The 25,156-nt window shown below is 72.8% G+C and carries 24 protein-coding genes; 16 read left to right on the top strand and 8 right to left on the bottom strand.

Translation table 11 applies throughout. The features are described 5' to 3' along the window. The first annotated feature begins 15 nt into the window (after nucleotides 1-15). A complete protein-coding gene (locus AB0G56_RS27535) occupies nucleotides 16-507 on the top strand; it encodes a DUF1360 domain-containing protein (protein ID WP_360973890.1) in 492 nt (163 codons plus the stop codon). A 108-nt stretch (nucleotides 508-615) separates the two neighbouring features. On the opposite strand, the gene yicI is transcribed toward AB0G56_RS27535, so the two are convergent. Beyond that, nucleotides 616-2,886 carry an alpha-xylosidase gene (yicI, locus tag AB0G56_RS27540; protein ID WP_360973893.1) on the bottom strand — a complete coding sequence of 757 codons (2,271 nt, stop codon included), beginning with the start codon at nucleotides 2,884-2,886 and terminating at the stop codon, nucleotides 616-618. A gap of 282 nt (nucleotides 2,887-3,168) precedes the next feature. Here yicI and AB0G56_RS27545 point away from each other — a divergent pair, with 282 nt between their 5' ends. From AB0G56_RS27545 to AB0G56_RS27560, 4 genes are read left to right on the top strand one after another with little or no spacing between them, the layout of a single operon-like run. Continuing rightward, nucleotides 3,169-4,485 carry a sugar ABC transporter substrate-binding protein gene (locus AB0G56_RS27545; RefSeq protein WP_360973896.1) on the top strand — a complete coding sequence of 439 codons (1,317 nt, stop codon included), beginning with the start codon at nucleotides 3,169-3,171 and terminating at the stop codon, nucleotides 4,483-4,485. Between the two features lie 11 nt (nucleotides 4,486-4,496). Then, on the top strand, nucleotides 4,497-5,447 hold the full coding sequence (locus AB0G56_RS27550; protein WP_360973899.1) for a sugar ABC transporter permease: 951 nt from the start codon (nucleotides 4,497-4,499) through the stop codon (nucleotides 5,445-5,447). A 5-nt stretch (nucleotides 5,448-5,452) separates the two neighbouring features. Further along, nucleotides 5,453-6,280 carry a carbohydrate ABC transporter permease gene (locus tag AB0G56_RS27555; protein WP_360973902.1) on the top strand — a complete coding sequence of 276 codons (828 nt, stop codon included), beginning with the start codon at nucleotides 5,453-5,455 and terminating at the stop codon, nucleotides 6,278-6,280. Between the two features lie 31 nt (nucleotides 6,281-6,311). After that, complete coding sequence (locus AB0G56_RS27560; protein ID WP_360973905.1) at nucleotides 6,312-7,715, top strand: GH1 family beta-glucosidase; 1,404 nt, start codon at nucleotides 6,312-6,314, stop codon at nucleotides 7,713-7,715. Nucleotides 7,716-8,228: 513 nt separating this feature from the next. Here AB0G56_RS27560 and AB0G56_RS27565 read toward each other — a convergent pair. Both AB0G56_RS27565 and AB0G56_RS27570 read right to left on the bottom strand, forming a co-directional pair. Next, a complete protein-coding gene (locus AB0G56_RS27565; protein WP_360973908.1) occupies nucleotides 8,229-9,476 on the bottom strand; it encodes an ROK family transcriptional regulator in 1,248 nt (415 codons plus the stop codon). A gap of 108 nt (nucleotides 9,477-9,584) precedes the next feature. After that, nucleotides 9,585-10,595: a questin oxidase family protein gene (locus tag AB0G56_RS27570; protein ID WP_360973911.1), complete on the bottom strand. Its 1,011-nt coding sequence runs from the start codon at nucleotides 10,593-10,595 to the stop codon at nucleotides 9,585-9,587. A 331-nt stretch (nucleotides 10,596-10,926) separates the two neighbouring features. Between AB0G56_RS27570 and AB0G56_RS27575 the strand changes: the two genes are divergently transcribed. The 3 genes from AB0G56_RS27575 to AB0G56_RS27585 are packed head-to-tail and all read left to right on the top strand — an operon-like array spanning nucleotide 10,927 to nucleotide 12,358. Then, on the top strand, nucleotides 10,927-11,874 hold the full coding sequence (locus tag AB0G56_RS27575) for a DUF305 domain-containing protein (protein ID WP_360973914.1): 948 nt from the start codon (nucleotides 10,927-10,929) through the stop codon (nucleotides 11,872-11,874). Nucleotides 11,875-11,913: 39 nt separating this feature from the next. Beyond that, nucleotides 11,914-12,054 carry a hypothetical protein gene (locus tag AB0G56_RS27580; protein ID WP_360973917.1) on the top strand — a complete coding sequence of 47 codons (141 nt, stop codon included), beginning with the start codon at nucleotides 11,914-11,916 and terminating at the stop codon, nucleotides 12,052-12,054. Between the two features lie 31 nt (nucleotides 12,055-12,085). Further along, nucleotides 12,086-12,358, top strand: a complete 273-nt coding sequence (locus tag AB0G56_RS27585) for a hypothetical protein (protein ID WP_360973920.1) — start codon at nucleotides 12,086-12,088, stop codon at nucleotides 12,356-12,358. Here the strand turns inward: AB0G56_RS27585 and AB0G56_RS27590 are convergent. After that, a complete protein-coding gene (locus AB0G56_RS27590) occupies nucleotides 12,345-12,983 on the bottom strand; it encodes a response regulator transcription factor (RefSeq protein ID WP_360973923.1) in 639 nt (212 codons plus the stop codon). The two genes, AB0G56_RS27585 and AB0G56_RS27590, sit on opposite strands and share 14 nt — an antisense overlap. Beyond that, nucleotides 12,980-14,194, bottom strand: a complete 1,215-nt coding sequence (locus AB0G56_RS27595; RefSeq protein ID WP_360973926.1) for a sensor histidine kinase — start codon at nucleotides 14,192-14,194, stop codon at nucleotides 12,980-12,982. The genes AB0G56_RS27590 and AB0G56_RS27595 overlap by 4 nt, the downstream gene beginning before the upstream one ends. 170 nt (nucleotides 14,195-14,364) lie before the next feature. Between AB0G56_RS27595 and AB0G56_RS27600 the strand changes: the two genes are divergently transcribed. The 8 genes from AB0G56_RS27600 (at nucleotide 14,365) to AB0G56_RS27635 (ending at nucleotide 21,779) form a co-directional block, all read left to right on the top strand. Then, entirely contained in the window at nucleotides 14,365-15,453 is a 1,089-nt protein-coding gene (locus tag AB0G56_RS27600; RefSeq protein ID WP_360973929.1) for an ABC transporter permease, read from the top strand. Continuing rightward, complete coding sequence (locus AB0G56_RS27605; protein WP_360973932.1) at nucleotides 15,450-16,133, top strand: ABC transporter ATP-binding protein; 684 nt, start codon at nucleotides 15,450-15,452, stop codon at nucleotides 16,131-16,133. Before AB0G56_RS27600 ends, AB0G56_RS27605 begins: the two co-directional genes overlap by 4 nt. Nucleotides 16,134-16,332: 199 nt before the next feature. Next, complete coding sequence (gene glgX / locus AB0G56_RS27610) at nucleotides 16,333-18,426, top strand: glycogen debranching protein GlgX (protein WP_360973935.1); 2,094 nt, start codon at nucleotides 16,333-16,335, stop codon at nucleotides 18,424-18,426. A 127-nt stretch (nucleotides 18,427-18,553) separates the two neighbouring features. After that, complete coding sequence (locus tag AB0G56_RS27615) at nucleotides 18,554-18,700, top strand: hypothetical protein (RefSeq protein WP_360973938.1); 147 nt, start codon at nucleotides 18,554-18,556, stop codon at nucleotides 18,698-18,700. Continuing rightward, nucleotides 18,697-19,320: a PRC-barrel domain-containing protein gene (locus AB0G56_RS27620; RefSeq protein WP_360973941.1), complete on the top strand. Its 624-nt coding sequence runs from the start codon at nucleotides 18,697-18,699 to the stop codon at nucleotides 19,318-19,320. Before AB0G56_RS27615 ends, AB0G56_RS27620 begins: the two co-directional genes overlap by 4 nt. Further along, nucleotides 19,317-19,799: a hypothetical protein gene (locus AB0G56_RS27625; protein WP_360973944.1), complete on the top strand. Its 483-nt coding sequence runs from the start codon at nucleotides 19,317-19,319 to the stop codon at nucleotides 19,797-19,799. The genes AB0G56_RS27620 and AB0G56_RS27625 overlap by 4 nt, the downstream gene beginning before the upstream one ends. A 13-nt stretch (nucleotides 19,800-19,812) precedes the next feature. Next, nucleotides 19,813-20,688, top strand: a complete 876-nt coding sequence (locus AB0G56_RS27630; protein ID WP_360973947.1) for a YihY/virulence factor BrkB family protein — start codon at nucleotides 19,813-19,815, stop codon at nucleotides 20,686-20,688. Nucleotides 20,689-21,506: 818 nt separating this feature from the next. Beyond that, entirely contained in the window at nucleotides 21,507-21,779 is a 273-nt protein-coding gene (locus AB0G56_RS27635) for a fibronectin type III-like domain-contianing protein (RefSeq protein ID WP_360973950.1), read from the top strand. 114 nt (nucleotides 21,780-21,893) lie between these two features. Here the strand turns inward: AB0G56_RS27635 and AB0G56_RS27640 are convergent, their stop codons facing one another. From AB0G56_RS27640 to AB0G56_RS27650, 3 genes are read right to left on the bottom strand one after another with little or no spacing between them, the layout of a single operon-like run. Continuing rightward, a complete protein-coding gene (locus tag AB0G56_RS27640; RefSeq protein WP_360973953.1) occupies nucleotides 21,894-23,255 on the bottom strand; it encodes a GH1 family beta-glucosidase in 1,362 nt (453 codons plus the stop codon). A 31-nt stretch (nucleotides 23,256-23,286) separates the two neighbouring features. Further along, nucleotides 23,287-24,168: a carbohydrate ABC transporter permease gene (locus AB0G56_RS27645; protein WP_360973956.1), complete on the bottom strand. Its 882-nt coding sequence runs from the start codon at nucleotides 24,166-24,168 to the stop codon at nucleotides 23,287-23,289. Then, complete coding sequence (locus AB0G56_RS27650) at nucleotides 24,161-25,153, bottom strand: sugar ABC transporter permease (protein WP_360973959.1); 993 nt, start codon at nucleotides 25,151-25,153, stop codon at nucleotides 24,161-24,163. Before AB0G56_RS27650 ends, AB0G56_RS27645 begins: the two co-directional genes overlap by 8 nt. Between the last annotated feature and the right edge of the window lie 3 nt (nucleotides 25,154-25,156).

Consider the following 25,156-nt stretch of genomic DNA (forward strand, 5'->3'; position numbering starts at 1 on the left):
GCGAGGAGGTCATCCATGGCGGCCGGAGAAGGGTCCTACGGCGACCGGGACGAGGTGCCGCTGGGCGGGTACGCCACGCTCGCGGGGGCGTTCGCGGCGGGCACGGCGCTGTTCGCCGGGGTGGCCCGCCGGCGCGGCCTGCGGCTGCCCGAGCGCGTTCCGCCGTGGGACGTGGCCCTGCTGGGCGCGGCGACGTTCAAGGCTTCCCGGTTGCTGACGAAGGACAAGGTCACCAGTTTCCTGCGGGCGCCCTTCACCCGGCGCACGGAGGAGATACCGGCCGGTGAGGTCATGGACGAGCCGCGCGGCAGCGGTGTCCGGCGCGCGGTCGGCGACCTGGTGTCGTGCCCGTTCTGCACCTCGGTCTGGGTGGCCGGCGCCCTCACCGGCGGCTACGTCTGCGCGCCCCGCGCCACCCGGCTGGTGTGCGCGGGCCTGGGCGCCGTCACGGTGGCGGACTGGTTGCAGTACGCCTGGACGCTCACGGAGCAGGAGGCCGAGGGCTGAGCCGTACCTGCCCGGGCGGCCGCCGTGGGCGCACCGACGGTCGGCGCACCGGCGGTCGGCGCACCGGCGGTCGCCGGCCGCGCACGGGCCCCGCGCGCGGTCGCGCCCTCATTCCAGCGCGACGGTCACCTCTCCCGTGCCCTGCGCGCTCGCCCCGCCCGCCACGCGCACGGTGAACGGCCGGTCGGTGCCCTCGGCGGTGACGCGCAGCAGGCCGCCCTCCCGCCGGACGTGGAACACGGCGGCCGGTGCGCCGGTCAGGTCGGGTACCTGGACCCGGCAGGTGTCCTCGGCAGCGGCCCGCGGGTGGGCGAGCAGGGTCAGGTGGTCCAGCCAGTCGCCGTCGGGCCGCCGGTCGTCGGCCGCCAGCGGCAGGACGGCGCCCTCGCGGACGTAGAGGGGCAGGCTGTCGTAGCCGTGCCGTTCGGTGCGCCAGGCGGGGCCGGTGGCCCGTTCGCCGCTGAGCAGGTGCGTCCAGGTGCCCTCGGGGAGGTAGACCTCCACCTCGCCGTCCTCGCTGAAGACGGGGGCGACCAGGAGGTCGGGGCCGAGCATGTACTGGCGGTCCAGCGGGCGGCACGCAGGGTCGTGGGGGAACTCCAGGACCATGGGCCGCATCACCGGGACGCCGGTGCGGTGGGCTTCGGTGGCGGCACCGTACAGGTAGGGCATGAGGCGGTGCTTGAGCAGCGTGAAGCGCCGGGTGACGTCCACGGCCTCCTCGCCGAACTCCCAGGGCACGCGGTAGGACGACGATCCGTGCAGGCGGCTGTGGGAGGAGAGCAGGCCGAAGGCCAGCCAGCGCTTGAAGACCGCCGGGTCGGGCGTGCCCTCGAAGCCCCCGATGTCGTGGCTCCAGAAGCCGAAGCCGCTCAGCGACAGGGACAGGCCGCCCCTGAGCGACTCGGCCATGGCCTCGAAGGAGGACCAGCAGTCACCGCCCCAGTGCACGGGGTACTGCTGGCCGCCCGCGGTCGCGGACCGGGCGAACAGCACGGCCTCGCCCTGGCCGCGCTCCTTCTCCAGCAGTTCGAAGACCGTCCGGTTGTACAGGTGGGTGTAGTAGTTGTGCATGCGCTCCGGGTCGGAGCCGTCGTGCCAGACGACGTCCGTGGGGACGCGCTCGCCGAAGTCCGTCTTGAAGCAGTCCACGCCCTGGTCCAGCAGCGGCTTCAGCTTCGCCTGGAACCAGGCGCGGGCGTCGGGACTGGTGAAGTCGACCAGTCCCATGCCCGCCTGCCACAGGTCCCACTGCCACACGTCGCCGTTCGGCCGCCGCACCAGGTGCCCGAGGCCCGCGGCCTCGTCGAACAGCGGTGACTTCTGCGCGATGTAGGGGTTGATCCAGGCGCTGACCTTCAGGCCCTTGGCCTTCAGGCGGGTGAGCATGCCCTCGGGGTCGGGGAAGACGTCGGGGTCCCACTGGAAGTCGCACCACTGGTACTCGCGCATCCAGAAGCAGTCGAAGTGGAAGACGGAGAGCGGGATGCCGCGCTCGGTCATGCCGTCGACGAACGACATCACGGTGGCCTCGTCGTAGTCCGTCGTGAAGGACGTGGTCAGCCACAGGCCGAAGGACCAGGCGGGCGGCAGGGCCGGGCGGCCGGTGAGGGCGGTGTAGCGGGTGAGGACGTCCTTCGGAGTGGGGCCCGCGACGACGTAGTACTCCAGCGTCTGGTCCTCGACGCTGAACTGCACCTGCCCGACGGACTCGGAGCCGACCTCGAAGGAGACCGCGCCGGGGTGGTTGACGAAGACGCCGTAGCCGCGCGAGGACAGGTAGAAGGGGATGTTCTTGTAGGCCTGCTCGCTGCTGGTGCCGCCGTCGGCCTGCCAGACGTCGACGACCTGGCCGTTCTTGACGAACGGGGTGAAGCGCTCGCCGAGACCGTAGACCTGCTCGCCCACGCCGAGGGCGAGCTGGCCGAGGACGTGGTGCGCGCCGTCCCCGGTGGTGGCGAAGGCGGTGCCCTTGCGGCCGGCCCGGGTCAGCTCCCGTCCGTCGGCGCCGTGGAAGCTCAGGGTGTGCGGGGCGGCGTGGTCCAGGCGCACGGTCAGCGGGCCGCTGACCAGCTCGGTGACGGTGCCGTGCCGGTGGACCGCGCCCGCGCCACCGGGCTCGGCCGCGAGGGCGAACTCCGGGCCGGGGTGCCGTTTGCCCGCGTGGTGGGTGATCCGGACACCGATGACGCCCTCGGCGGGCGAGAAGCAGTCGACGGTGAGGAGCGGGGCGTTGAGGGTGTCCCCTCTGCGGGTCACCCGTTGCACGGCGGCATAGGCGGTGAAGCGCTTCGATTCGACACGGACGTCGCGTACCTCGGTGGCGTACGCGACCTGGACGCCGTCGCGGATGCGCCAGAACCCGTTGGTGAACTTCATGGTCTTCCTCGGGGGGACGGGGCTGTTCGGCGGGGGGACTACGAAGACTGTCACCCGGGATTTGATCGTACACAGAACAAATCCCGGCTGCGATCACTTCGCCGCACCCCCAAGCCACTGACCAGGCGTGATCTCCGCTCAGACACGGGGTGCCACTTCATACCGTGCGCGAACGAACACGGTCGCGGGTCTAGCGCGGAGCCAGCGATTGCCGTATTAGTCATCACAGCAAACAAAGCCTCCGGCGACGCCGCCGGGTGACACGACAGCAAGGGCCGCAGCATGTCGAAGCGCTTCAACGCGACTCCCGAAGATCGGTTCACCTCCGGGTGGTGGACCTTCGGCCGGCCGGGCCGGGACCCGGCCGTCGGGCGCCGCGGACGCTCGCGCCGGGCCGGCGCACCGCTCGCCGCCGTCCTCGCCCTGGTCGCCGGGGCGGCCCTGACCGGCTGCGGACAGCAGCGCGACGGCGACGTGTACACCGTGCTGAACTCCTCGACCGACGAGTCCTACCACCGCTGGGACGCCCAGGCGATGGCCCGCTGCGGCAAGCGGCTCGGCGTGAGCATCGAACAGCAGAGCGTCCCGGCCGCGCAGGTGATGACGAAGGCACTGCGCATGGCGTCCTCGAAGTCACTGCCCGACATCGTGCAGTTCGACGCGTCCGAGATGCCCACGTTCGCCGAGGCGGGCGGCCTGACCGACCTGCGCTCCCTGGGCCTGGGCACCGACCACGTCCCGCGGGGCATCGTCGACTTCGGCTCCTACAAGGGCACGTACTACGGCGCGGCCCGCTCGGTGAACACGCTGGCGCTCTTCTACGACAAGGACGTCCTCGCGAAGGCGGGCCTGAAGGTCCCCACCACCTGGGCCGAACTGCGCGCCAGTGCCGCGAAGCTGACCCACGGCAAGCGGTACGGCCTGGCGCTCAGCGCGGGCGGCGCCGAGGACGGCGTCTTCCAGTTCACGCCGTTCATGTGGTCCGACGGCGGCGACGAGACCCGGCTCGACGGGCCGGGCGTGGTGGCGGCCCTGGACTTCTGGAAGTCCCTGCTGAAGGACGGTTCGCTGTCCAAGTCGACGGTCAGCTGGACCCAGGCGGACGTCAACGACCAGTTCATGGCCGGCAACGCCGCCATGATGATCAACGGCCCGTGGCAGGTGGAGACGCTGAACACGAAGAAGTCGCTGCACTGGGGCATCGCACAGATCCCCGTGCCCCGCGCCGGGGAGAAGTCCGTGGGCCCCCTCGGCGGCGCGGTGCTCACCGTGCCGAACACCGGCGACCGGACCCGGGAGAAGGAGGCCGGGCGGATCGTCGCCTGCCTGGCCGGTGAGAAGGAGCAGCTGACGTACGCGCTCAACAGCTGGATGGTCCCGGCCGACGAGCGGGCGGCGGCGGTGTGGCGCGAGCGGGTGCCCGAGCTGGACGCCCTCGCCGACCAGGTGGCGGCGGCCCGCTCCCGTACGGCGAAGCTCGGCGCCGGATGGTCGGGCGTGTCGCTCGCCCTGCAGAGCGCCTTCCAGTCGGCCCTGACCGGCGAGTCGAGCAAGACCGCCCTGACGCGTGCCCAGCAGCGGGCCACGAGCGGGAACTGAGGTACGCGCACATGACCACGTCCACCGTCACCGTCCCGGCGCCCGCCGCGGCCGTCGCCGCCGGCGCCCCGGACCCGCGGCGGCTGCGGCTGCGCCGCCGCCTCGCGCAGTGGGGGTTCGTCGCCCCCGCCGTCGTCTTCATGCTGCTGTTCTTCGGCTACCCGCTCGTCCGCAACGTCGTGATGAGCTTCCAGCACTACACGCCGAAGACCTTCTTCACCGGTGAGGCCCCCTTCAACGGCGTCGACAACTGGTCGAAGGTCTTCCAGGACGCCCTGTTCGGCAAGGCGCTGTGGCACACCCTGGTCTTCACCGCCGGCTCGCTGCTCGGGCAGTTCTGCATCGGCCTCGCGCTCGCGGTGTTCTTCAGCCGCAGGTTCCCGCTGGGCGGGGTGCTGCGCTCCCTGATCCTGCTGCCCTGGCTGGTGCCGATGGTGGTGTCCGGCATCGTGTGGCGGCGCATCCTCGACCAGGACACCGGCGTGCTCAACTCCTTCCTGGACACCCTGGGCCTGGGCGGGCACACCCCGTGGCTGACCAGTCCCGGCATGGCCCTGCTGTCGGTGGTCCTCGTCAACATCTGGATCGGCGTCCCCTTCAACATGGTCATCCTCTACGGCGGTCTGCAGGAGATCCCCAAGGAGCTGTACGAGGCGGCCTCCCTGGACGGCGCCTCCGCCTGGCGGTCCTTCCGCTCCATCACCCTGCCCACGCTCAGGCCGGTGATCACCGTCGTCCTCGTCCTCGGCTTCATGTCGACGGTCAAGATCCTCGACCTGATCCTCGCCCTCACCGACGGCGGCCCGGCCGACGCCACCCAGACCCTGGGCACGCTCACCTACCAGAACTCCTTCGTGCAGCTGGACTTCGGCGCGGGTGCCGTCGTCGGCAACGTACTCATCCTTGTCTCCGCCGTGTTCGCGGTGTTCTACCTGCGGGCCAACCGCACCGAGGGGAAGTGACGTCCGTGGCCTCTCAGACGCCCAAGACCTCCAGGCGCCGCTGGGGCTCCACCGCCGCCGGCGTGCTCATCCTGTGCGTGATGCTCTTCCCGCTGTACTGGATGCTCAACACCGCGCTCCAGCCCGCCTCGGGACTGCTCCAGGTCGACCCCGTGCCCGGGAGCCTGGACCTGTCCGGCTTCTCCAAGGCCCTCGGCGACCAGGGCGGCCACCTGCTCACCTCGCTGGCCGTCTCGCTCGGCGCGGTCGTCATCTGCCTGGCGATCTCCGCGCCGGCCGCGTACGGGCTGGCCCGGTTCGGGCTGCGCGGCTCGCGGACCATCGTGTTCGGCACCCTGATCACCCAGATGGTGCCGGGCATCGTCATCGCCAACGCCCTCTACAACTCCTACGTCGACCTCGGACTGGTCAACTCCTACTTCGGCCTCATGCTGGCGGACGCCTCCCTCGGCATCCCGTTCTCCATCGTGCTGATGCGGTCCTTCATGGTGTCGATCCCGGGCGAGGTGATCGAGGCCGCGCAGATGGACGGCGCCGGTCCCGTGCGGACGTTCGTGCGCATCGTGCTGCCGATGAGCCGGAACTCCCTGATCACCTCCGGCCTTTTCGCCTTCCTGTTCGCGTGGAGCGACTTCATGTTCGCGCTCACCCTGAACACGACGGACGACGTCAAGCCGGTCACGCTCGGCATCTACCAGTACATCGGCGCCCACGTCGGCGACTGGGGCTCGGTGATGGCCGCGTCCGTCCTGTCGGCGGTGCCGGCGGCGATCCTGCTCGTCCTCGCCCAGAAGTACATCGCCGCCGGGATCACCGGCGGATCCGTCAAGTGACGCCCTCGAACACGGAGATGAGCAGCACGCCATGAGCGACCACCTCGGTTTTCCGCCCGGCTTCGTCTTCGGCGCCGCGACCGCGTCGTACCAGATCGAGGGCGCGGCGCGCGAGGACGGCCGCGGCCCCTCGATCTGGGACACCTACAGCCACACCCCCGGTCTGGTCGCAGGCGGCGACACCGGTGACGTGGCCTGCGACCACTACCACCGCTATCCGCAGGACGTCGCGCTGCTGCGCGAGCTGGGGGTGGACTCGTACCGCTTCTCGATCGCCTGGCCGCGCGTCGTGCCGGACGGCACCGGCCCGGTGAACCCGAAGGGCCTGGACTTCTACTCCCGGCTGGTCGACGAACTGCTGGCGGCCGGCATCGAGCCCGCCGCGACCCTCTACCACTGGGACCTGCCGCAGGCGCTGGAGACTCCGCCGGACAGCGGCTTGGCCGCGGGCGGCGGCTGGCGGGTACGGGAGACGGCGGAGCGGTTCGCCGAGTACACGGCGGTGGTCGCCGAGCACCTGGGCGACCGCGTGCCGCGCTGGATCACCCTCAACGAGCCCTGGTGCAGCGCCTTCCTCGGCTACTCCGTCGGGCGGCACGCGCCCGGCGTCCGCGAGGGCCGGGGAGCACTGGCCGCGGCCCACCACCTGCTCGTCGGCCACGGCCTCGCCGTACGGGCGCTGCGGGAGGCGGGCGTGCGCGAGGTGGGCATCACGCTCAACCTCGACCGCAACCTGCCGGCCGGGGACTCCCCCGCCGACCGGGCGGCCGTCGTGCGCGCGGACACCCTGCACAACCTGGTGTGGACCGAGCCGCTGCTGGCCGGCCGCTACCCGGCCGCCGAGGAGGAGACCTGGGGCGAGCTGATCACCGGGCAGGACTTCCGGCGCGACGGCGACCTGGACCTCATCTCCCAGCCGCTGGACTTCCTGGGGATCAACTACTACCGGCCGATCGTCGTCGCCGACGCCCCCCACCGCGAGAGCGACCCGGCCCGGCGCGTGGCCACGGACAACCGCTACGAGGAGGTGCCGCTGCCGGGCGTCCGCCGCACCGCCATGGGCTGGCCGGTCGCCCCCGCCACCTTCACCGACCTGCTGGTCTCCCTCAAGGAGCGCTACGGGGACGCCCTTCCGCCGCTCCACATCACGGAGAACGGGTCGGCGGAGGAGGACGAGGTGAGCCCCGACGGCGCGGTCCACGACACCGACCGGGTGGCCTACCTGCGGGACCACCTCGGCGCGCTGCGGGCCGCCATGGACGCGGGGGTGGACGTCCGCGGCTACTACGTGTGGTCGCTGCTGGACAACTTCGAGTGGGCGTACGGCTACGACAAGCGGTTCGGGATCGTGCGCGTCGACTACGACACGCAGCAACGCACACCGAAGGACAGCTACCACTGGTACCGGGCCCTGATCGCGGCACAGGACGGCTGACGGCGGCGGGGCAGCGGAACGGGGAGGGTCGGGCGAGGGTCGGGACGCGGGAATCGGCCGGGGGCGCGGGCTCGGGGACGGGGTGCGGGCGGTGGCGGGGGCGTCGGACCGGCTGAGGGCGGGGCGCGGGAACCGGCCGGGGGCGCGGGCACGGGGACGGGGTGCGGGCGGTGGCGGGGGCGTCGGGCCGGCTGAAGGTGGGCGAGGTCGTGGGCAAGGGGCCGGCCGAGGGCGTGGGCCCGGTCGACGCCGGGGGCGGGGCCGGTCGAGGTCGCGCGGGCGAGGCCGGGGACGAGGCCCCGGCCGCAGACGATGGCAGGGACCCCGCCCCAGCCCAGGACTCGGGCGAGGTGCGTGGGACCGGCCCCGGACTTCGGCCCGGGGCCCTGGCACGGACGCGGCCCCGGGGTCGGGCTCGGGGGGCGGGCTCGGGCGAGTGGGCGGAGTGCGGGGTGCCGGTCAGGCCGGTCGCGGGGCGATTGCCGGTCAGGCCGGTCGCGGGGCGGCTGCCGGTCAGGCCGGTCGCGGGGCGTGTTCGGCGTACGCCGCCGGGTCGGACAGAACCTCCCGTACGACGGCTCCGGCCGCGCCGCGTGCCGCGTCACCCAGTGCGGAGGCCGCGCGCAGTCTGGTGCGGTCCTCGCGCCACAGGCCGGACACCACCCGGCGCGCGAGTTCACGCTCGACGGCCGGGGCGAGCCACTCCATCAACTCCCGGTAGACGCCGCCGAGCATCACGGCGTCCGGGTCGAAGAGGTTCACCGCTCCCGACACCACCACGCCCAGCTCGCGCCCGGCCCGCTCCATGGCCGAGAGTGCGGCCGGGTCCGCGCGCCGGGCCCGCCGCTGCAGTTCGGCGACGCCCAGCACCCCCGCGCCCGTGCCGATGCCGGACGCGTCCAGCAGGGCGGCCTGTCCGGCGTACTGCTCCAGGCAGCCCCGGGCGCCGCACCGGCACAGCGGCCCGTCCGGGTCGACCACCATGTGGCCGATCTCGCCGGCGAACCCGTGCGCACCGCGCAGCAGTTCGCCCTGGAGCACGAGGGCGCCACCGATGCCGATCTCCCCGGTGAGGTACAGGAAGCTGCGCACACCCTCCGTCCCGGCCCCGTACCAAAGCTCCGCGAGCGCGGCGGCGTTCGCCTCGTTGTCGGAACTGACCGGCAGGGGCGGCCGGTCGGGCCGCAGCGCGCTCAGTGCCTGCGCGAGAAGTCCCTCCACGGCGACCCGCCGCCAGCCGAGGTTGGGGGCCTGCCGCACGGTGCCGCCGGTGACCAGGCCCGGCACCGCCACATGGGCTCCGACGGGGTCGAGTCCCTGTTCGGCCGCCGATCCGAGGGCCCGTGCGGCCAGCCGGGCGGCCCGTTCCAGCACCTGCGACGGCTGCACCCCGCGGTTGTCGACGTGCTCCTCCAGCCGGACGCGGTCGGTGCCGGCGAGGTCGACGACGCAGACGACGACGTGATCCACGTTGATCTCCACACCGAGGCCCGCAGGGCCGGTCCGGGCCACTTTGAGGACCGTGCCGGGGCGGCCCGCCTGGCCGCTGCTCGTCTTGCCCCACTCGGTGACGAATCCGTGGGCGAGCAGTTGCTCGACGAGGGAGGACACCGCGGCCCGGGTCAGTCCGACCCGTGTGGCGATCTGGGCCCGTGTCACCTCGCCCGCGTCGTGCACGGTCCTCAGCACGAGGCTGAGGTTGTGCCGTCGGACGGTGACCTTGTCGGCCTTCGGACCCAGCGCAGTGGTGTGGTTCTTCATCGTGGTGTCGAGCGTAGCGACGCGGTGCGGGAGGCCCGGACGCGCGAGGGGACGAGGGCCGCCCGGCCGCTCGCGGGGACGGCCGCGCGGTCGGCGCGGTGCGCGCGGTCACACGGGTGGCTCGCTCAGTTCGACGGCGCGCAGCGCCGCTGCCAGCGCCTGTTCGTCGCCTACGTCGAGGGCGGTGTCGGTCAGCTTGATGACGTGTTCGTCGCCGTGGGCCAGGGCCCGTGCGAAGACCTCTTCCGGGGTGAACGTGCCCGGTGGCACGTACGCGACGGGGTCCCGGGGCGCGTACATCGCGGTGACCGCCGCGGAGGCCGTCCAGGCGGCCCGCAGGCCCGGCGCCCACAGGGCCCTGGGCAGCGCGGGCAGCGTGCGCAGCACGGCGTTGGGGGCCGTGGCCGCGTGGACCAGCATCGTCTCCTCACCGTGGCCGTGGGTGGCGTACCGGTGCGTCGCCGCGCGCACCAGTTCGGTGAGGCGGCGGTGCGCCTCGTCGGGGTCCGTGACCGTGGCCGCCCACACGGGCAGACCCGTGACGCGGCCGAGCCGGTCCGGGAAGCCGCCGTCCTGGGCCTCGATCGGGGTCACCGCGTCGAGGGCGGCGGCCGCGCTGCCGGCGCCGGGCAGCGGGGTGATGTCCGCCACGGGGTAGTGGCGGGCCGCCCAGTAGCCGAGGCCGTGGGCGAGTTCGGCCAGGCGGGGCCCGGTGCGCTCGCCGGTCAGCAGGGTGCGTACGGCGTGCCCCACCCTGATCACCGGGTGCGTCGAGCCGCCGTACATGCCGGGCAGCAGCCGGGGCCACCATTCGGTGAGCACGTCGCGCCAGGGGCGCTCGGCGCTCTCGCGCTCGAAGTAGGCGATCCAGTCGGCGACCCGGCGCGGATCGCCCAGCGCCGTACGCCAGTCGGCGGCGGTCACGGGTTCGGTGCCGGACGGGAACTCCTCCAGCTTGCCGGTGTACCGATCCAGCCAGCGGTGCACCGAGCCGGCCTGCCCGTGCGCGGTGAGCGCCTCCACCGCCATCGGCGCGTGGTTGGTGAGCCGCCCGAGCCGCTCCGGCCCGAACCGGTGCAGCCGCTGGAGCGCCTCGTCGAGAATTCCTGTCTCCTCCATGGCGAGGACCCTAGGCAGTCGGGCCCGGCGGCGTAACGGACGCGAGTCCTACGTCACGGCCGGCGGTCCTACGCCAGGACGCCTACGCCCGGACGTAGGACCCGCCCGCCGGAGCCGCCCGCGCTTCGTCCGGGCGGAACCCGCGTGCCGTACGCGCGGGGCCGCGTGCCGTACGGCCAGATGGAGCACACCGGCGCGGTCCCGGGCCGGGCCTGTCCCTACGGTGAGTACCGAACCGGGCACGCACCGCATGCCGCTCGGCCCGTCACCCGTGAGAGGGGCGGCCCGCGCCGGTTCCGCCCGACGCCGGTCCTCCCAGAAGGGCTCTGCCGTGAACATACCCGTACCCATCCCTTGGTCCCGTCGTGGCGCCGTGCTGCTCGCGCTCGGCGCCGCCCTGTGCGCGCCGGCCGCACCGGCCGTCGCCGCCACCGTCCCCGCCCCCGTCCCCTCGGCGACCTCCGGCGCACACGCCGGGGACGAGGGGTCCACCTCGTCCCTGTCGCCGCTCGCCTGCCGGCTCGGCGGAGAACTGGCGGCGCTGCGCGGCAAGGACCTGGAGACCGCCTTCCTCGTGGGGATCATCGCGCACCACGAGGCCGCCATCGACATGGCCCGGCTGGAGACGGACCGGGGCGCGGACGGCGCCCTGCGCACGCGTGCGCAGACCCTGATCGACGCCCATCAGCGCCAGGTGGTGCAGTTCACCCGCTGGCTGCGCCAGTGGTACGGGATGACGCCCGCACAGGCCATGGCGAAGCTGCCCGCCGGTGTCCGCAAGACGGTCGCGGAGCTGGACCAGGAGGTCCGGCGGCTGATGACCGGGCTGCGGGCGACGGCCCAGGGCGACGGGTTCGACCGCGCGTTCGTGAACATGATGATCCCGCACCACACCTCGGGTCTCGTCGAGTTCCTGGAGCCGCAGGCCCGCGCGGTCCACGCCGAACTGCGCACTGCCGCGGCCTCGGGTGCCACCGGCCAGGAGTCGGAGATCACGGACTTCCTGACCTGGCTGAGCCGGCACGCCGGGCAGTCCGCCACCCCGCAGTCCGCCGCCCCGCAGTCCGTAGGCCCGCAGTCCATCGGTCCGCAGTCCGCCGCCCCGCAGGCCACCGTGTCCGCGCCGGCCGCGCTGCCCAAGGGAGCGGCCGACACCGGGGACGGCGCGGGTCAGGCTTCCACCACACCGCTCGTCGCCGCCGGTTGCGCGCTGGCCCTGGCAGGCGGGGGCGCGGGCGCCTTGCTGCTACGGCGCCGCCGCGGTGCCACGCGCGGCTGAGGACGCGGACGGCGGCCGGCCGGGACGCGAGAGGGCACCGTGGCCGTGCCGCGTCCGGAGCAGGCACGCGCGGCCGCCTGGTACGACGGCGGCTCCGCCCCGGGGCAGACGGGGCCGGCGGTGCTGCTCGGCCATGTGGACTCGGCGCGGCTGCCGGGCGGCAGAGCCGTCTTCTGGTAGCTGGGCCAGCCAGGCCCGCGCAGGGGACCGGGTGGACATCCGGCGCGCCGACAGGATCACCGCCCGTTTCACCGTCGACCTGGTCGTCACGGTGGCCAAGGACCGCTTCCCCGCCGAGGCGGTCTACGGGCCCACTCCCGCGCCCGAGCTACGGCTCATCACCTGCGGCGGCGCCTACACCGGCGGCCGCGGCTACGACGGCGACGTCGTCGTCTTCGCCCACTACAGCGGCTCGGGCGGCGGCGGCCGGCAGCCCTCGGGCAGGCGGCGGCCGCGGGGCTCCTCGGGGATCAGCGGCGGATGAGGCCGAGGCCGGTGGCGGTGGCGACGGCGGCGGTGCGCGAGTCGACGCCGAGCTTGGCGTAGACGCGGGCCAGGTGGGACTTGACGGTGCCTTCGGTCAGGTGGAGGCGGTCGCCGACGGCCTGGTTGGACAGGCCGTCGGCGACCAGGGAGAGGACTTCGGTCTCGCGCCGGGTCAGGGCGGTGCCCGGTGTGCGCAGCCGGTTCATCAGGCGGTCCGCGACAGTGGGGGCCAGGGTGGTGCGTCCGGCGGCGGCGGTGCGGACGGCGGCGGCCAGGTCCTCGGGCGGTGCGTCCTTGAGGAGGTAGCCGGTGGCGCCGGCCTCGATGGCGGGCAGGGTGTCGGCGTCGGAGTCGTAGGTGGTGACGATCAGCACGCGGGGCGCTCCGGGGCGGGCGGTGATCCGGGCCGTGGCTTCGGCACCGCCCATGCCCCTGCCGAACTGCAGGTCCATCAGGACGACGTCGATGTCGCCGCCGGCGGCGCGGGCGACGGCGTCCTCGGCGGTGGCGGCTTCGGCCACGACGAGGAGGCCGGGCTCGGTTTCCAGTACGGCACGCAGCCCGGCGCGTACGACGGGGTGGTCGTCGGCCAGGAGCAGGCGGATGGGGGCGGCGTCGGTCACGGGCGGGCCTCGGGCTCGGTGGGCGGGACGAGGGGGAGCCGGGCGGCCAGGGCGGTGCCGTGGCCGGGGGCGGCCTCGACGGTCAGCGTGCCGCCGAGGGCGGCGACGCGGGCGCGCATGGCCGCGAGGCCGAAGCCGCCTGCTTCGGGGTCGGGGGCGGGCAGCCGCTCGGGGTCGAAACCGTGTCCGTCGTCGACGACGTCGAGGGCGATGTGGTCGCCGAGGCGGCTGAGGGTGACCTCGGCGGTGGTGGCCCGGGCGTGCCGGACGGTGTTGGCGAGGGCGGACTGGGCGATGCGCAGGAGGGCGACCTCGTGCGCGGTCGGCAGCGCAACCGGGTCGCCGGTGAGGTGGAGGCGGGCGGTGAGGCGGTGGCGGACGGACGTGGTGGCGCACAGGCGTTCCAGGGCGCCGGCCAGGGTGGTGCCCTCCAGCGTGGGCGGGGTGAGGGCGGCGACGAAGCGGCGGGCTTCGGCGAGGTTGTCCACGGCGGCCTGGCGCGCCGCGTCGACGTGGCGGGCGGCGGTGTCGGGCCGGCCGGGCAGGGCGCGTTCCGCGGCGCGCAGCAGCAGTTGGATGCTGGAAAGTCCCTGGGCGAGTGTGTCGTGGATCTCGCGGGCCAGCCGCTCGCGTTCGGCGAGCACGCCCGCGGTGTGCTGGGCCCGGGCGAGGTCTGCCCGGGTGGCGGTGAGTTCCTCGATCAGGCGCCTGCGCTGTTCGCTCTCGCGGTACAGGGCCTGGTAGCCCCAGACCACGGCGACGGCGACGGCGGCGCCGAGCGCGGGACCGATCGCCATGGCCGGGCCGAAGGAGCCGGTGTGGGCGGCGAAGGCGACGACGGCCGCCACGGCGGTGGCGGCCACCGCGGCCAGGCCGGTTCGGCGGCGCAGCAGGTGCAGCTGGAGGAAGTACAGCGGGAACGCCACCCACACGGCGTCGGGTGTGAGGGCCAGCAGCGCCACCCACACGGCTCCCACGGCGGTCAGCCACCAGGCGGCGGCCCGCCGCGAGGTCCGGACGCGGGGCAGGAGCGGACCGGCGGCGTAGACGAGGCCGCACGCCGCCGCCGTGGCGGCGATCGCCCCGGCGTGGGGCCTGCCGTCCGCCGGAGCGCGGCCGGCGGCCAGGGCGAGCAGGCCGACGACCAGCAGGTGCAGGCACCAGGCGAGGGCCCGGGTGGTCGGGGTCAGGGCGGGGGCAGCGGTGTTCACAGTGCGTCCCAGGTTACGGAGCCGGATGCCGTGCGGCCTCCATCGAAAGTTGGAACCCGCCTGCCGTCTTTCGGCCCGCGAAGTGCCGTCCTGCGCCGGACGCGCGCCCGGGGCGTCCGCGGCGAGGGTGGGGTCGTACCGTTTCCCGCTGGAAAGGACAGGCCGAGGCCGTGTTCGTCGCCTGGAGAGACCTGAAGTTCGCCAAGGGGCGCTTCGCCCTGATGGGGACCGTCGTCGTGCTGATCACCCTGCTGGTCGGGCTGCTGTCCGGGCTGACGGCCGGACTGGGACGGCAGAACACCTCCGCGATCACGTCCCTGCCCGCCGACAGGATCGCCTTCCAGGCCCCCGGAGGCGGAGGTGAGGTGTCGTACGCGGACTCCACCGTCACCGAGCGGCAGTGGCGGCAGTGGTCCGGAGCGCCCGGCGTGGAGTCCGCCGAACCGCTGGGGATCACCACCACCAAGGCCACCGCCGGGGACAGGAGTGCCGGGGTGTCGGCCTTCGGGGTTCGGCCGGGCTCCCGCCTCGCCCCCGACGGCGGCATGATCGGCGCCGACGCGGTGGTGCTGTCCACCGGGGCCGCCGACGACCTCGGCCTGCGCCCGGGGGACTCCTTCGCCCTGGCCGGGCAGCGGCTGAAGGTGGCGGCCGTGCGCGGCGAGGCGTACTTCAGCCACACCCCGGTCATCTGGACCAGCCTCGACGTCTGGCGCAAGGCCGCCCCGCCCACCGGCACCGGCGGGGCCCCGGCCGCCACGGTCATCGCCCTGGAGACCACCTCCGGGGCCGAGGTGGGCGCGATGGACCAGCAGGCCGGCACGAGGACGGTCGCCACCGGTGACTCGTTGTCCGCGATCGGCTCCTACACCTCCGAGAACGGCTCCCTGCAGCTGATGCGCGGCTTCCTGTTCGCCATCTCCGCACTCGTCATCGGTGCCTTCTTCACGGTGTGGACCATCCAGCGCGGCGGTGACGTCGCCGTCCTGAAGGCACTGGGCGCCTCCACCGCGGGCCTGCTGAAGGACGCCCTCGGACAGGCCGTCGCCCTGCTCGCCGGCGGCACCCTGCTCGGCACCGGCGTCGCCGCCGCCCTGGGGGCGCTCGTGGCCGGCTCCGCCGTGCCGTTCGTCCTCACGCCCGCCACCGTCCTGCTCCCGGCCGCCGTGACGATCCTCCTCGGCGTCCTCGGAGCGGCCCTGTCCGTCCGCCGCATCACCTCCGTCGACCCGCTGACCGCCCTGGGGAGCACCCGATGAGCCTGGCCCTGACCGACGTCACCCTCACCTACCCCGACGGTGAGGGCCGCCTGACCGCTCTCGACCAGGTCGGCCTGGAGGTCCCCAAGGGCAGCCTGACCGCCGTCGTCGGGCCCTCCGGCTCGGGCAAGTCCAGCCTGCTGGCCGTCGCCGCGACCCTCATCACCCCGGACGCCGGCACCGTCACCGTCGACGGCACGCCGACCACCGGACTGAGCCGTGGTGAGCTGGCCGACCTGCGCCGCCGCAGGATCGGCATCGTCTTCCAGCAGGCCAACCTGCTGCCCTCCCTCACCGCCGCCGAACAACTCCAGGTCATGGCCCAGATCGACGGCCGCAAGCCCCGTACCGCCCGGGTCCGGGCGATGGAACTCCTCGACGCGGTCGGCCTCGCGGACCAGGCCCACCGCCGCCCCCACCAGCTGTCCGGAGGCCAGCGCCAGCGCGTCAACATCGCCCGCGCCCTGATGAACGACCCCACCGTCCTCCTGGTCGACGAACCCACCAGCGCCCTCGACCACGAACGCGGCGCCGCCGTCATCGACCTGATCACCCGCCTGACCCACCGACAGGCCACCGCCACCGTCCTGGTGACCCACGACCGCACCCACCTGAGCGCGGTCGACCGGATCGCCGAGGTCCACGACGGCCGCCTCCGCGTGCCCGCGACACCCCGCTGACCTCGACGCACTGGCCCGGGTACACGGGGGTCCGCCCCGTACTCGGCCACGCGCGCACCGGGCATGCCCACGGACGGCGCAGGGCAGAAGGAAGCGGACGAGGGCGGGGTGCCCACCCTCCGTGCCGGCCGTGCTGGGGAGGCGCTTGATCATGCGTATACGGCAGGAGAGTACGGGAGTGGGTCCGCGACCGGGACACATGTCGCCGCTGGGAGCCACCTTCGACGGTGCCGGGACCAATTTCGCGGTGTTCTCCGAAGTGGCGGAGCGTGTCGAGCTGTGTCTCTTCGACGAGGACGGCGCCGAGGAGCGCGTCGCGCTGAGGGAGGTGGACGGCTTCGTCCATCACATCTACCTTCCGGACGTCGGCCCGGGCCGGCGCTACGGGTACCGGGTGCACGGCCGGTACCGTCCGGAGCACGGTGAACGATCCAACCCGAACAAGCTGCTGCTCGACCCGTACGCCAAGGCGATCGAGGGCGAGGTCGAGTGGAACGAGGCGCTGTTCCCCTACCACTTCGACGACGCCGACCGCCGCAACGACCTGGATTCCGCCCCGTACACCCCGAAGTCGGTGGTGGTGAACCCCTACTTCGACTGGGGCAGCGACCACCCGCTGCGAACCCCCTACCACGAGACGGTCGTCTACGAGGCGCACGTGAAGGGGATGACGCGGCGCCACCCGGCGGTTCCCGAAGCGCTGCGCGGCACCTACGCCGGGCTGGCGCACCCGGCCATGGTCGACTACTTCGTCGAACTGGGCGTCACGGCGGTGGAGTTGATGCCGGTCCACCAGTTCGTCCAGGACCACGCGTTGGTGGAGAAGGGCCTGGCGAACTACTGGGGGTACAACACCCTCGGCTTCTTCGCTCCGCACAACGCCTACTGCTCGTCGGGGCAGCGGGGCGAGCAGGTGCAGGAGTTCCGGTCGATGGTCAAGACCCTGCACGAGGCGGGGATCGAGGTCGTCCTCGACGTCGTCTACAACCACACCGCCGAGGGCAACCACCTCGGTCCGGTGCTGTCGCTGCGGGGCCTGGACAACCCGGCGTACTACCGCCTGTCCGAGGAGGACCCCCGTTTCTACTGGGACACCACCGGCACCGGGAACAGCCTGCGGATGAACCATCCGCACACCTTGCAGCTCATCATGGACTCACTGCGGTACTGGGTGAGCGAGATGCACGTCGACGGGTTCCGTTTCGACCTCGCCGCCACCCTGGCCCGCCAGTTCCATGAGGTCGACCGCCTTTCGTCGTTCTTCGACCTCGTCCAGCAGGACCCGGTGATCTCCCGGGTGAAGCTCATCGCCGAGCCGTGGGACGTCGGCGACGGCGGCTACCAGGTGGGCAACTTCCCGCCGCTGTGGAGCGAATGGAACGGCAAGTACCGTGACACGGTACGCGACTTCTGGCGGGGCGAGGGCGGCACACTGGGCGAGTTCGCCTCCCGCCTGACCGGCTCCTCGGACCTGTACCAGAGCGACGGGCGACGGCCCTGCGCCTCGGTGAACTTCGTCACCGCCCACGACGGCTTCACCCTCCGCGACCTGGTCTCCTACAACGGCAAGCACAACGAGGACAACGGCGAGGACAACCGCGACGGAGAGAACCACAACCGCTCCTGGAACTGCGGTGCGGAGGGGCCCACGGACGACCGCGACATCCTCGCCCTGCGCGCCCGCCAGCAGCGCAACCTCATCGCCACCCTGCTGCTCTCCCAAGGCGTCCCCATGATCTCGCACGGTGACGAGATCGGCCGCAGCCAGCGGGGCAACAACAACGCCTACTGCCAGGACGACGAACTGTCGTGGATGGACTGGACACAGGTGACCGAGGCAGGCGAACTCCTCGAATTCACCCGCAAGTTGATCGCGCTGCGCCGCGACCACCCGGTCTTCCGCCGCCGGCGGTTCTTCAAGGGACGCGCCCCCCACGACAGCCGCGGCGCGGTCAAGGACATCGCCTGGTTCACGCCCGCCGGGCGCGAGATGACCGACGCCGACTGGGAGACCGGATTCGCCAGGTCCCTGATGGTCCATCTCAACGGCAGGGCCATCACGGAACCGGACCTGCGGGGTCTGCCCGTCGAGGACGACTCGTTCCTCCTGCTCTTCAACGCCCACAGCCAAGGCCTTTCCTTCACCGTTCCGGAAGTGACCGGCCCCTGGTGGGCCGTGGAGGTGGACACGGCCATCCCGTACGTCGAGTACCGGCCGCTGGTCAAGAGCGGCGGCGAGGTGGAGATCGAGGCCCGCTCCATGCTCGTGCTCCGGGCCCATCAGGAGGAGTGAGTCCCCGCTCGCGGCGAAGGCATGCGACGCCGGAACCGGGGGCAGACGGACAGCCCGGGGACCCGCCCTGACGGGGCGACGGCCCGAGCCGGACACGGTCGCGGACACGGCAGCGAGGAGGTCGGTGATGGAATGGTGGGGCTGGGTGGTCTTCCTCGTCGCGGCGGCGGTCCTGCTCACCGCGGCGGTACTGGCGGTTCAGGCCAGGCGGCGCAGCGGAACGGTGATCGCGGTGCGTCCGGGGCACCGGTCGGGCCGGAGGGGCGCGCGGTGATCTCCCCCGTCCTCGCCTCCGAACTGACCAAGCGGGTGGTCGTGACGCTGGGCGGCGAGGCCGTCGCCCAGGTCAAGGACACGGTCTTCGACGCCCGGGCGGGCCGGGTCACCGGGTTCACCCTGAGCGGGCGCGGCCTGCTGGCCGGTCCCCTCAAGAAGAGCCTGCCCTTCTGCGGAGTGCATGCCGTCGGCCCGTCCGCCGTGATGATCCCCGGCGAGACGGTCCTGGCGGAGCACGACGCGGTGGTGGGGTCCGGCGAAGCCGGGCACGGCCATGTCATCGGCGCGCCGGTCCTCACCGACCGGGGAACAGAGGTGGGCACCGTCCTGGACGTCGTGATCGAGGCGGGCGGCAGCGGACGCGTGATCGGTTTCGAGATCGCCGCGAACGAGAACCTGGACCGCCGGGAGCGGAAGGTGTTCATCCCCCGCGGGGACACACGCGCCGTCTCCGGGCGCGCCCTCGTCGTCCCCGCGCACGCCCGCCACTACGTCACCCACGACCTGCCCAGCTTCAGCGCCCAGGTCGAGGCCTTCGAGGCGCACACCCGAGAGCCGGCCGCGGGCACACCGCCGACCACGGACGCACCCCCCGCCGCGGAGGGAGGGCAGGCATGATGCTCTTCACCCAGGCCGTGGGCCTCCCCGTGATCACCGCCGAGGAGGCGGAACTCCTCGGGCGCGTCGACAGCCTGACCGTGGACGCGCACACCAGGAGCATCGCCTGCCTGCGCCTGTCCAAAGCCCGCAGACATGCCGAGCCCATCGCCTGGGAGGCCGTCGAGGCGATGGGGCGGGACGCCGTCATCGTGCGCTCCCGCGCCACCTCCGATCCCGGCACGAGGAACTTCCCCACCCACCACGAGGTCATCGGCCACCGCCTCCTGACCGAGCACGGCGTCGCCCGCGGCACCGTCAAGGACGTCGCCTTCGACGACGCGACCGGGCACATCCACATGCTGTACACGGCCCTCGGCGACATCTCCGGGGAGCGCCTCCTCAGCGTCGGCTCCTACGCGGTCGTCGTACGCGCCGAGCCCACCGGTCCCACCGGCACGAAGGTGGAGGGTGCCGGGCCCGCGAACGACGGACAGTGAGAGCAGCGAGATCATGCGCGAAGCAGGCACCAGGAGAGAGCGGTGGTGGGCGGCGCTGCGCCGGACACCGGTGGCCCTGTGGAACGACGACGTCACCGACTGGGCCGCGGCTCTGACCTACTACGCGATGCTCGCCCTGTTCCCCGTGCTGCTGGTGATCCTGTCGGTGCTGGGGCTGACCATGCCCGCCGCGACCCCGGAGGTGATCGACCGGGTGACGGGGGCCGTCCCCGTCGCGTCCCGCGGGCTGCTGCGCAGCACCCTGCAGCAGCTGGCCGAGCAGTCCTCGGCGGCCTGGGTGCTGGTCGCCTTCGGCACCGTGGGCGCCCTGTGGTCGGGCTCCAGCTATCTGAGCGTCTTCCGCCGGGCCCTGCACGCCATGCACCGCACCGGCGCGCACCGGCCGGTGTGGCGGACCGCCCCGCGCATCGTCATCACCGCTCTCGTGCTGATCTCCCTGCTCCTGACGACGACGCTCGCGCTGCTGCTCAGTGGCAGCGCCGCCCGCCGGCTGGGCCGGGCGCTGAGCCTGGGCGACGTGCCCCAGGCCGTGTGGGAGGCGCTGCGCTGGCCCGCTCTGGCGGCGGTGGCGGTCGCTCTGGTCCTGGTGCTGTACCGCTCGGGTCCGGCTCCGTCCCGGCCGGTGCGCAGGATGGCGCCGGGCGGCGGCCTGGCGGTCGTGCTCCTGCTCTTCGTCTCCCTGGGCTTCGCCGTGTACGCCTCGCATGTGAGCACCTACCACCGCTTGTACGGCTCCCTCGCAGGCGTGGTCGTCTTCCTCGTGTGGCTGTGGCTGTCCAACCTCGCCCTGCTGACCGGGGCGCAGTTCAACGCCGAGCTGGTGCGGCCCGGCGAGCAGCCAGGTGAACAGCCCGCGTGCCCCGGTTGAGGCAGCCCGTTCACAAGGCGTCGAGGTCCATGGCGGAGGCCATGGCGTGGGACCCGGCCTCGTTGGGGTGCAGGCCGTCCTGGAACACGTACCCCAGGCGTGAGCGGGCGGGATCGGCCGGGTCGGCGAGGGCGCGGTCGACGTCCAGGTGACGGTCAGCTTCTCCAGCGGGGAGGTGCTCAGCGCCTCGGCGTCGCTGACGACGTCCCGCCCGGGAGCGATGGTGCTGCCCTGCCGGTCCCCGAACGTACACCGCTTGTCGGGGTGTCAGTTGGAGTCACCGCCCGTCCCCGGCGCGCGCACCGTGAAGGTCAGTGCGCTGCTGCGGCCGGGGAGGACCGGCGAGTGGGCCTTCGGTGCCGGCGGGTTCGGCCGGCTGACGCTCACTCTGGACGAACGGGTGCTGCTGGAGGGCGACTTCTCCTGCCGGACGGACGATCCGGCGGTCGTCCGCGTCTCCCCGCCCCTGCACACCGCCCTGGCTCCCCTCACGTCGAAACGGCCCGTACGCCTCGTGGCGAGACGCGGACTGGCGGCCGGCACCGGACGGGCCACGGTCCTCGCCGCCGCACCGCCGAAAGAGGACCCGGAATCCGCGCTCACCGCCGCGGTGGACGCCGCCCGTCACGGACACCCGTCCCGCCGACGGCCGGCTGGTCTACTCCGAGGGCCTGCACATCGGGCACCGGGCCCGGCTGCGGGCCGGGCGCCGGCCCGCGCACTGGTTCGGCCACGGCCTCGGCTGCGCGACGTGGGAGTACGAGGGCGTCGACGCGCCGGACCGGGTGAGCGCGGGCTCCGCGTTCACGGTCCGGGTCGTGCTGCGCAACACCGGGCGACGCCCTGGACGCGAGGTCGTCCAGGTCTGCCTGGCGCGACCGGAGCCCGCCGTGGAGCGGCCGGAGCGCTGGTTCGCCGGGTACGCCTCGGTGCGCGCCGAGGCGGGCGCGGCGGTGACCGCCGAGGTGGGCGTGGCGGCGCGGGCCCTGCGGCACTGGTGCGAGGCCGGACGTGCCTGGCGCACGGAGCGGGGGACGTACCGCCTCATGGTCGGACGCTCTGCCGGGACCTGCTGCGGGAGCACGCGCTGACGGTCGCCGGCGGGCTGTGAGGTGCGGCGGCCCACGTGGCGCGGTGCCGCGCGGCGACGGCCCCGCCCGCCTGATGTGTCACGGCGGACGGGGTCTGCACGCGTACGGCAGGTGTCACCCGGTGGCGAGACCCTGGCGGTGCGCCCGGACGATCTCCGCGTAGCGCCGTCCGCTCGTCTTGACGGTGCGCTTCTGGGTCCCGTAGTCGACGTGGACGAGACCGAAACGCTTGTCGTAGCCGTAGGCCCACTCGAAGTTGTCGAGCAGGGACCAGGCGAAGTAGCCGGCGAGCGGGGCGCCCTTGCGCACGGCGCGGGCGCAGGCCGCCAGGTGCTGCTCCAGGTAGCGGGTCCGGCCCGGGTCGTCCACGCTGCCGTCGGGGGCGACCGTGTCGGGGAAGGCCGAGCCGTTCTCGGTGACGTACAGGCGGCGGACGCCGTAGTCGTCGGTGAGCCGCATCAGCAGGCTCTCCAGGCCGTCGGCGTCGATCTGCCAGTCCATGCCGGTGCGCGGTACGTCGGGCAGCCGGATCTCGCGGGCGTAGGGGGCCGGCCCGGTGGGGTCGTCGGTGACGGTGGCCGGGAAGTAGTAGTTGAGGCCGTGCCAGTCGAGCGGTGCGGCGATGGTCGCGAAGTCCCCTGCCTGCTCAGGCAGTTCGACTCCGTACAGTTCCCGCATGTCGGCGGGGAAGCCGCGGCCGTAGACCGGGTCCAGCCACCAGCGGTTGGTGTGGCCGTCCATCCGCGCCGCCGCGGCGACGTCCTCCGTGCTCGTCGAGGCCGCCGCGACCGTGGAGTGGTTGGTGACCAGGCCGACCTGTGCGCCCGGGACGGCCGCCCGGACGGCCTGCGTGGCCAGGCCGTGTGCGAGGAGCAGGTGGTAGGAGGCGCGGACGGCCGCGGTCAGGTCGGTGAGGCCGGGGGCCATCCGGCCTTCGAGGTGACCGATCCAGGCGGAGCACAGCGGCTCGTTCAGGGTGGCCCAGTGAGTGACCCGGTCGCCCAGGCGTTCGGCGACGAGGGAGGCGTAGCGGGCCAGGTGTTCGGCGGTGGCGCGCTCGGTCCAGCCGCCGCGGTCCTGCAGGGTCTGGGGAAGGTCCCAGTGGTAGACGGTGATGCTCGGGGTGATGCCCGCCTCCAGCAGGCCGTCGACCAGCCGGTCGTAGAAGGCGAGTCCCTTGGCGTTGACGGGACCGTCACCGTCCGGGACGACCCGGGGCCAGGCGATGGACAGCCGGTAGGCGTTGGTGCCCAGTTGCTTCATCAGGGCCACGTCCTGCGGCCAGCGGTGGTAGTGGTCGCAGGCGGTGTCGCCGTGGTCGCCGTTGTCGGTCTTTCCGGGTGTGTGCGAGAAGGTGTCCCAGATGGACGGCGAGCGGCCGTCCTCGGCCACGGCGCCCTCCACCTGGTATGCGGACGTGGCGGTGCCCCAGAGGAAGTCGCGGGGGAAGGCGGCGAGGTCTGTCGAGTCGGACACGGAGAACCTTTCGGAGGAGAACGGGGGTGTGCTACTTGACCGCGCCCGCGGTGAGTCCCGTGACGAGGTAGCGCTGGAGCAGGAGGAATCCGGCGACCACGGGGACGCTGACGACGAGCGAGGCGGCCATGATCTGGTTCCAGTAGACGTCGTTCAGCGTGGAGTAGCCCTGCAGGCCCACGGCGAGGGTGCGGGTGGCGTCGTCGGTCATGACCGAGGCGAACAGCACCTCTCCCCAGGCGGTCATGAAGGCGTAGACGGCGACGGCGACGATGCCCGGGACCGCGGCCGGCACGACGACGCGCAGCAGCGCCCGCAGCGGCCCGCAGCCGTCCACCAGGGCCGCCTCGTCCAGGTCGCGCGGCACCGAGTCGAAGTACCCGATGAGCATCCAGATCGAGAACGGCAGGGTGAAGGTGAGATACGTGAGGACCAGGCCGCCTCGCGAGCCGAACAGGGCGATGCCGGTGGCGTTGCCGATGTTGACGTAGAGGAGGAACAGCGGCAGCAGGAAGAGGATGCCGGGGAACATCTGCGTGGACAGCACGGTGACCGTGAAGACGCGTTTGCCGCGGAAGGAGTAGCGGCTGACCGCGTAGGCGGCGAAGACCGCGATCACCACCGAGCCGGCGGTCGCCGCGCCCGCCACGATCAGGGAGTTCATGAAGTACTTCGCGAGCGGGACCGTCGACCAGATGTCGACGTACGGGCGCAGGGTCAGTCCGCTGGGCAGCCAGCGGAACTTCCCCGAGACGTCCTGCAGCGGCTTGAGCGAGCTGGACACCATCACGTAGACCGGCACCAGGACAAAACCGGTGAGCAGGGTGAGGAAGATGCGCCGCGACCACAGGAACGAACGCGGCGGGGCCATCGGCGCACGGGCCGGCCGGGGCGTCCGGACGGTGCTAGACATCGGCCGTCTTCCTTCCTCGGGAGGTCAGCAGCAGGTAGACGCCCGTCACCACCAGCAGGAACAGCAGCAAGAGGACCGACATGGCCGAGCCGGTGCCGAAGTTCCAGGTGACGAAGGACGACTGGTAGATGTGGACCGAGACGAGGTCCGCGGCCTCGGGTGCCGCCTTGCCGAACAGCACGTAGGGCGTGTTGAAGTCGTTGAACGTCCACAGGAACAGCACGAGGACCAGCACCTGGTTGACCGGGCGCAGCGACGGCAGGGTGATGCGGCGGATCTGCTGCCACCGGCCGGCGCCGTCCAGGGCGGCGGCCTCGTACAGCTCATTGGGGATGTTCTGCAGTCCGGCCATGACGATGAGGAAGGCGAACGGCCATCCCTTCCACACCGAGACGGTGAGCAGGGCGTAGAAGCTGTTGTCGCCGATGAGCCAGAAGGAGGGTTTTCCGGTGAGGTGCAGTTGGTCGTGCAGGACGTGGTTCACCAGGCCGTTGTCGTGCTGGAACATGAACGCCCAGGTGATGACGGCGGCGTAGACGGGCAGGGCGTACGGGATCAGGAAGACGGTCCGCAGCAGGCCGCGCCCGCGGAAGGTGTCCTGCATGAAGACGGCGGCGGCGGTGCCGATCGCCCAGCACAGGCAGACCGAGAGCAGGGTGAAGCCGACGGTGACGAGGAAGGAGTGCAGCAGGGCCTCGCCGACCGGGCCGTCGACGTCCACCGACAGCTTGTAGTTGTCGATGCCGGACCAGGGGGCGGTGCCCCAGTCCCGGATGTAGAACTGGGTGAGTTCCTTGAAGCTCATCGCGATACCGATGACCATCGGCACCAGGTGGACGAGGAGTTCGAGGACGAGTGCGGGCAGCAGGAGCAGGTACGGCAGTGCGATGCGCTTGATCCGCCCGGTGCGGCGCGGGCCGCGCGGCGCACCGGGGGGAGTCTCGTGCACCGGCCGCGCACCCGTCTCGGGAACAGTGGTCGTCATGGG

It is taken from the genome of Streptomyces sp. NPDC021356 (assembly GCF_040641015.1).
Classification (GTDB): Bacteria; Actinomycetota; Actinomycetes; order Streptomycetales; family Streptomycetaceae; genus Streptomyces.

Coding starts and splice junctions, on each gene's coding strand:
- AB0G56_RS27535 (WP_360973890.1), top strand. CDS start 16: ATGGCGGCCGGAGAAGGGTCCTACGGCGACCGGGACGAGGTGCCGCTG.
- yicI (WP_360973893.1), bottom strand. CDS start 2,886: ATGAAGTTCACCAACGGGTTCTGGCGCATCCGCGACGGCGTCCAGGTC.
- AB0G56_RS27545 (WP_360973896.1), top strand. CDS start 3,169: ATGTCGAAGCGCTTCAACGCGACTCCCGAAGATCGGTTCACCTCCGGG.
- AB0G56_RS27550 (WP_360973899.1), top strand. CDS start 4,497: ATGACCACGTCCACCGTCACCGTCCCGGCGCCCGCCGCGGCCGTCGCC.
- AB0G56_RS27560 (WP_360973905.1), top strand. CDS start 6,312: ATGAGCGACCACCTCGGTTTTCCGCCCGGCTTCGTCTTCGGCGCCGCG.
- AB0G56_RS27565 (WP_360973908.1), bottom strand. CDS start 9,476: ATGAAGAACCACACCACTGCGCTGGGTCCGAAGGCCGACAAGGTCACC.
- AB0G56_RS27570 (WP_360973911.1), bottom strand. CDS start 10,595: ATGGAGGAGACAGGAATTCTCGACGAGGCGCTCCAGCGGCTGCACCGG.
- AB0G56_RS27605 (WP_360973932.1), top strand. CDS start 15,450: ATGAGCCTGGCCCTGACCGACGTCACCCTCACCTACCCCGACGGTGAG.
- glgX (WP_360973935.1), top strand. CDS start 16,333: ATGTCGCCGCTGGGAGCCACCTTCGACGGTGCCGGGACCAATTTCGCG.
- AB0G56_RS27615 (WP_360973938.1), top strand. CDS start 18,554: ATGGAATGGTGGGGCTGGGTGGTCTTCCTCGTCGCGGCGGCGGTCCTG.
- AB0G56_RS27625 (WP_360973944.1), top strand. CDS start 19,317: ATGATGCTCTTCACCCAGGCCGTGGGCCTCCCCGTGATCACCGCCGAG.
- AB0G56_RS27630 (WP_360973947.1), top strand. CDS start 19,813: ATGCGCGAAGCAGGCACCAGGAGAGAGCGGTGGTGGGCGGCGCTGCGC.
- AB0G56_RS27645 (WP_360973956.1), bottom strand. CDS start 24,168: ATGTCTAGCACCGTCCGGACGCCCCGGCCGGCCCGTGCGCCGATGGCC.
- AB0G56_RS27650 (WP_360973959.1), bottom strand. CDS start 25,153: ATGACGACCACTGTTCCCGAGACGGGTGCGCGGCCGGTGCACGAGACT.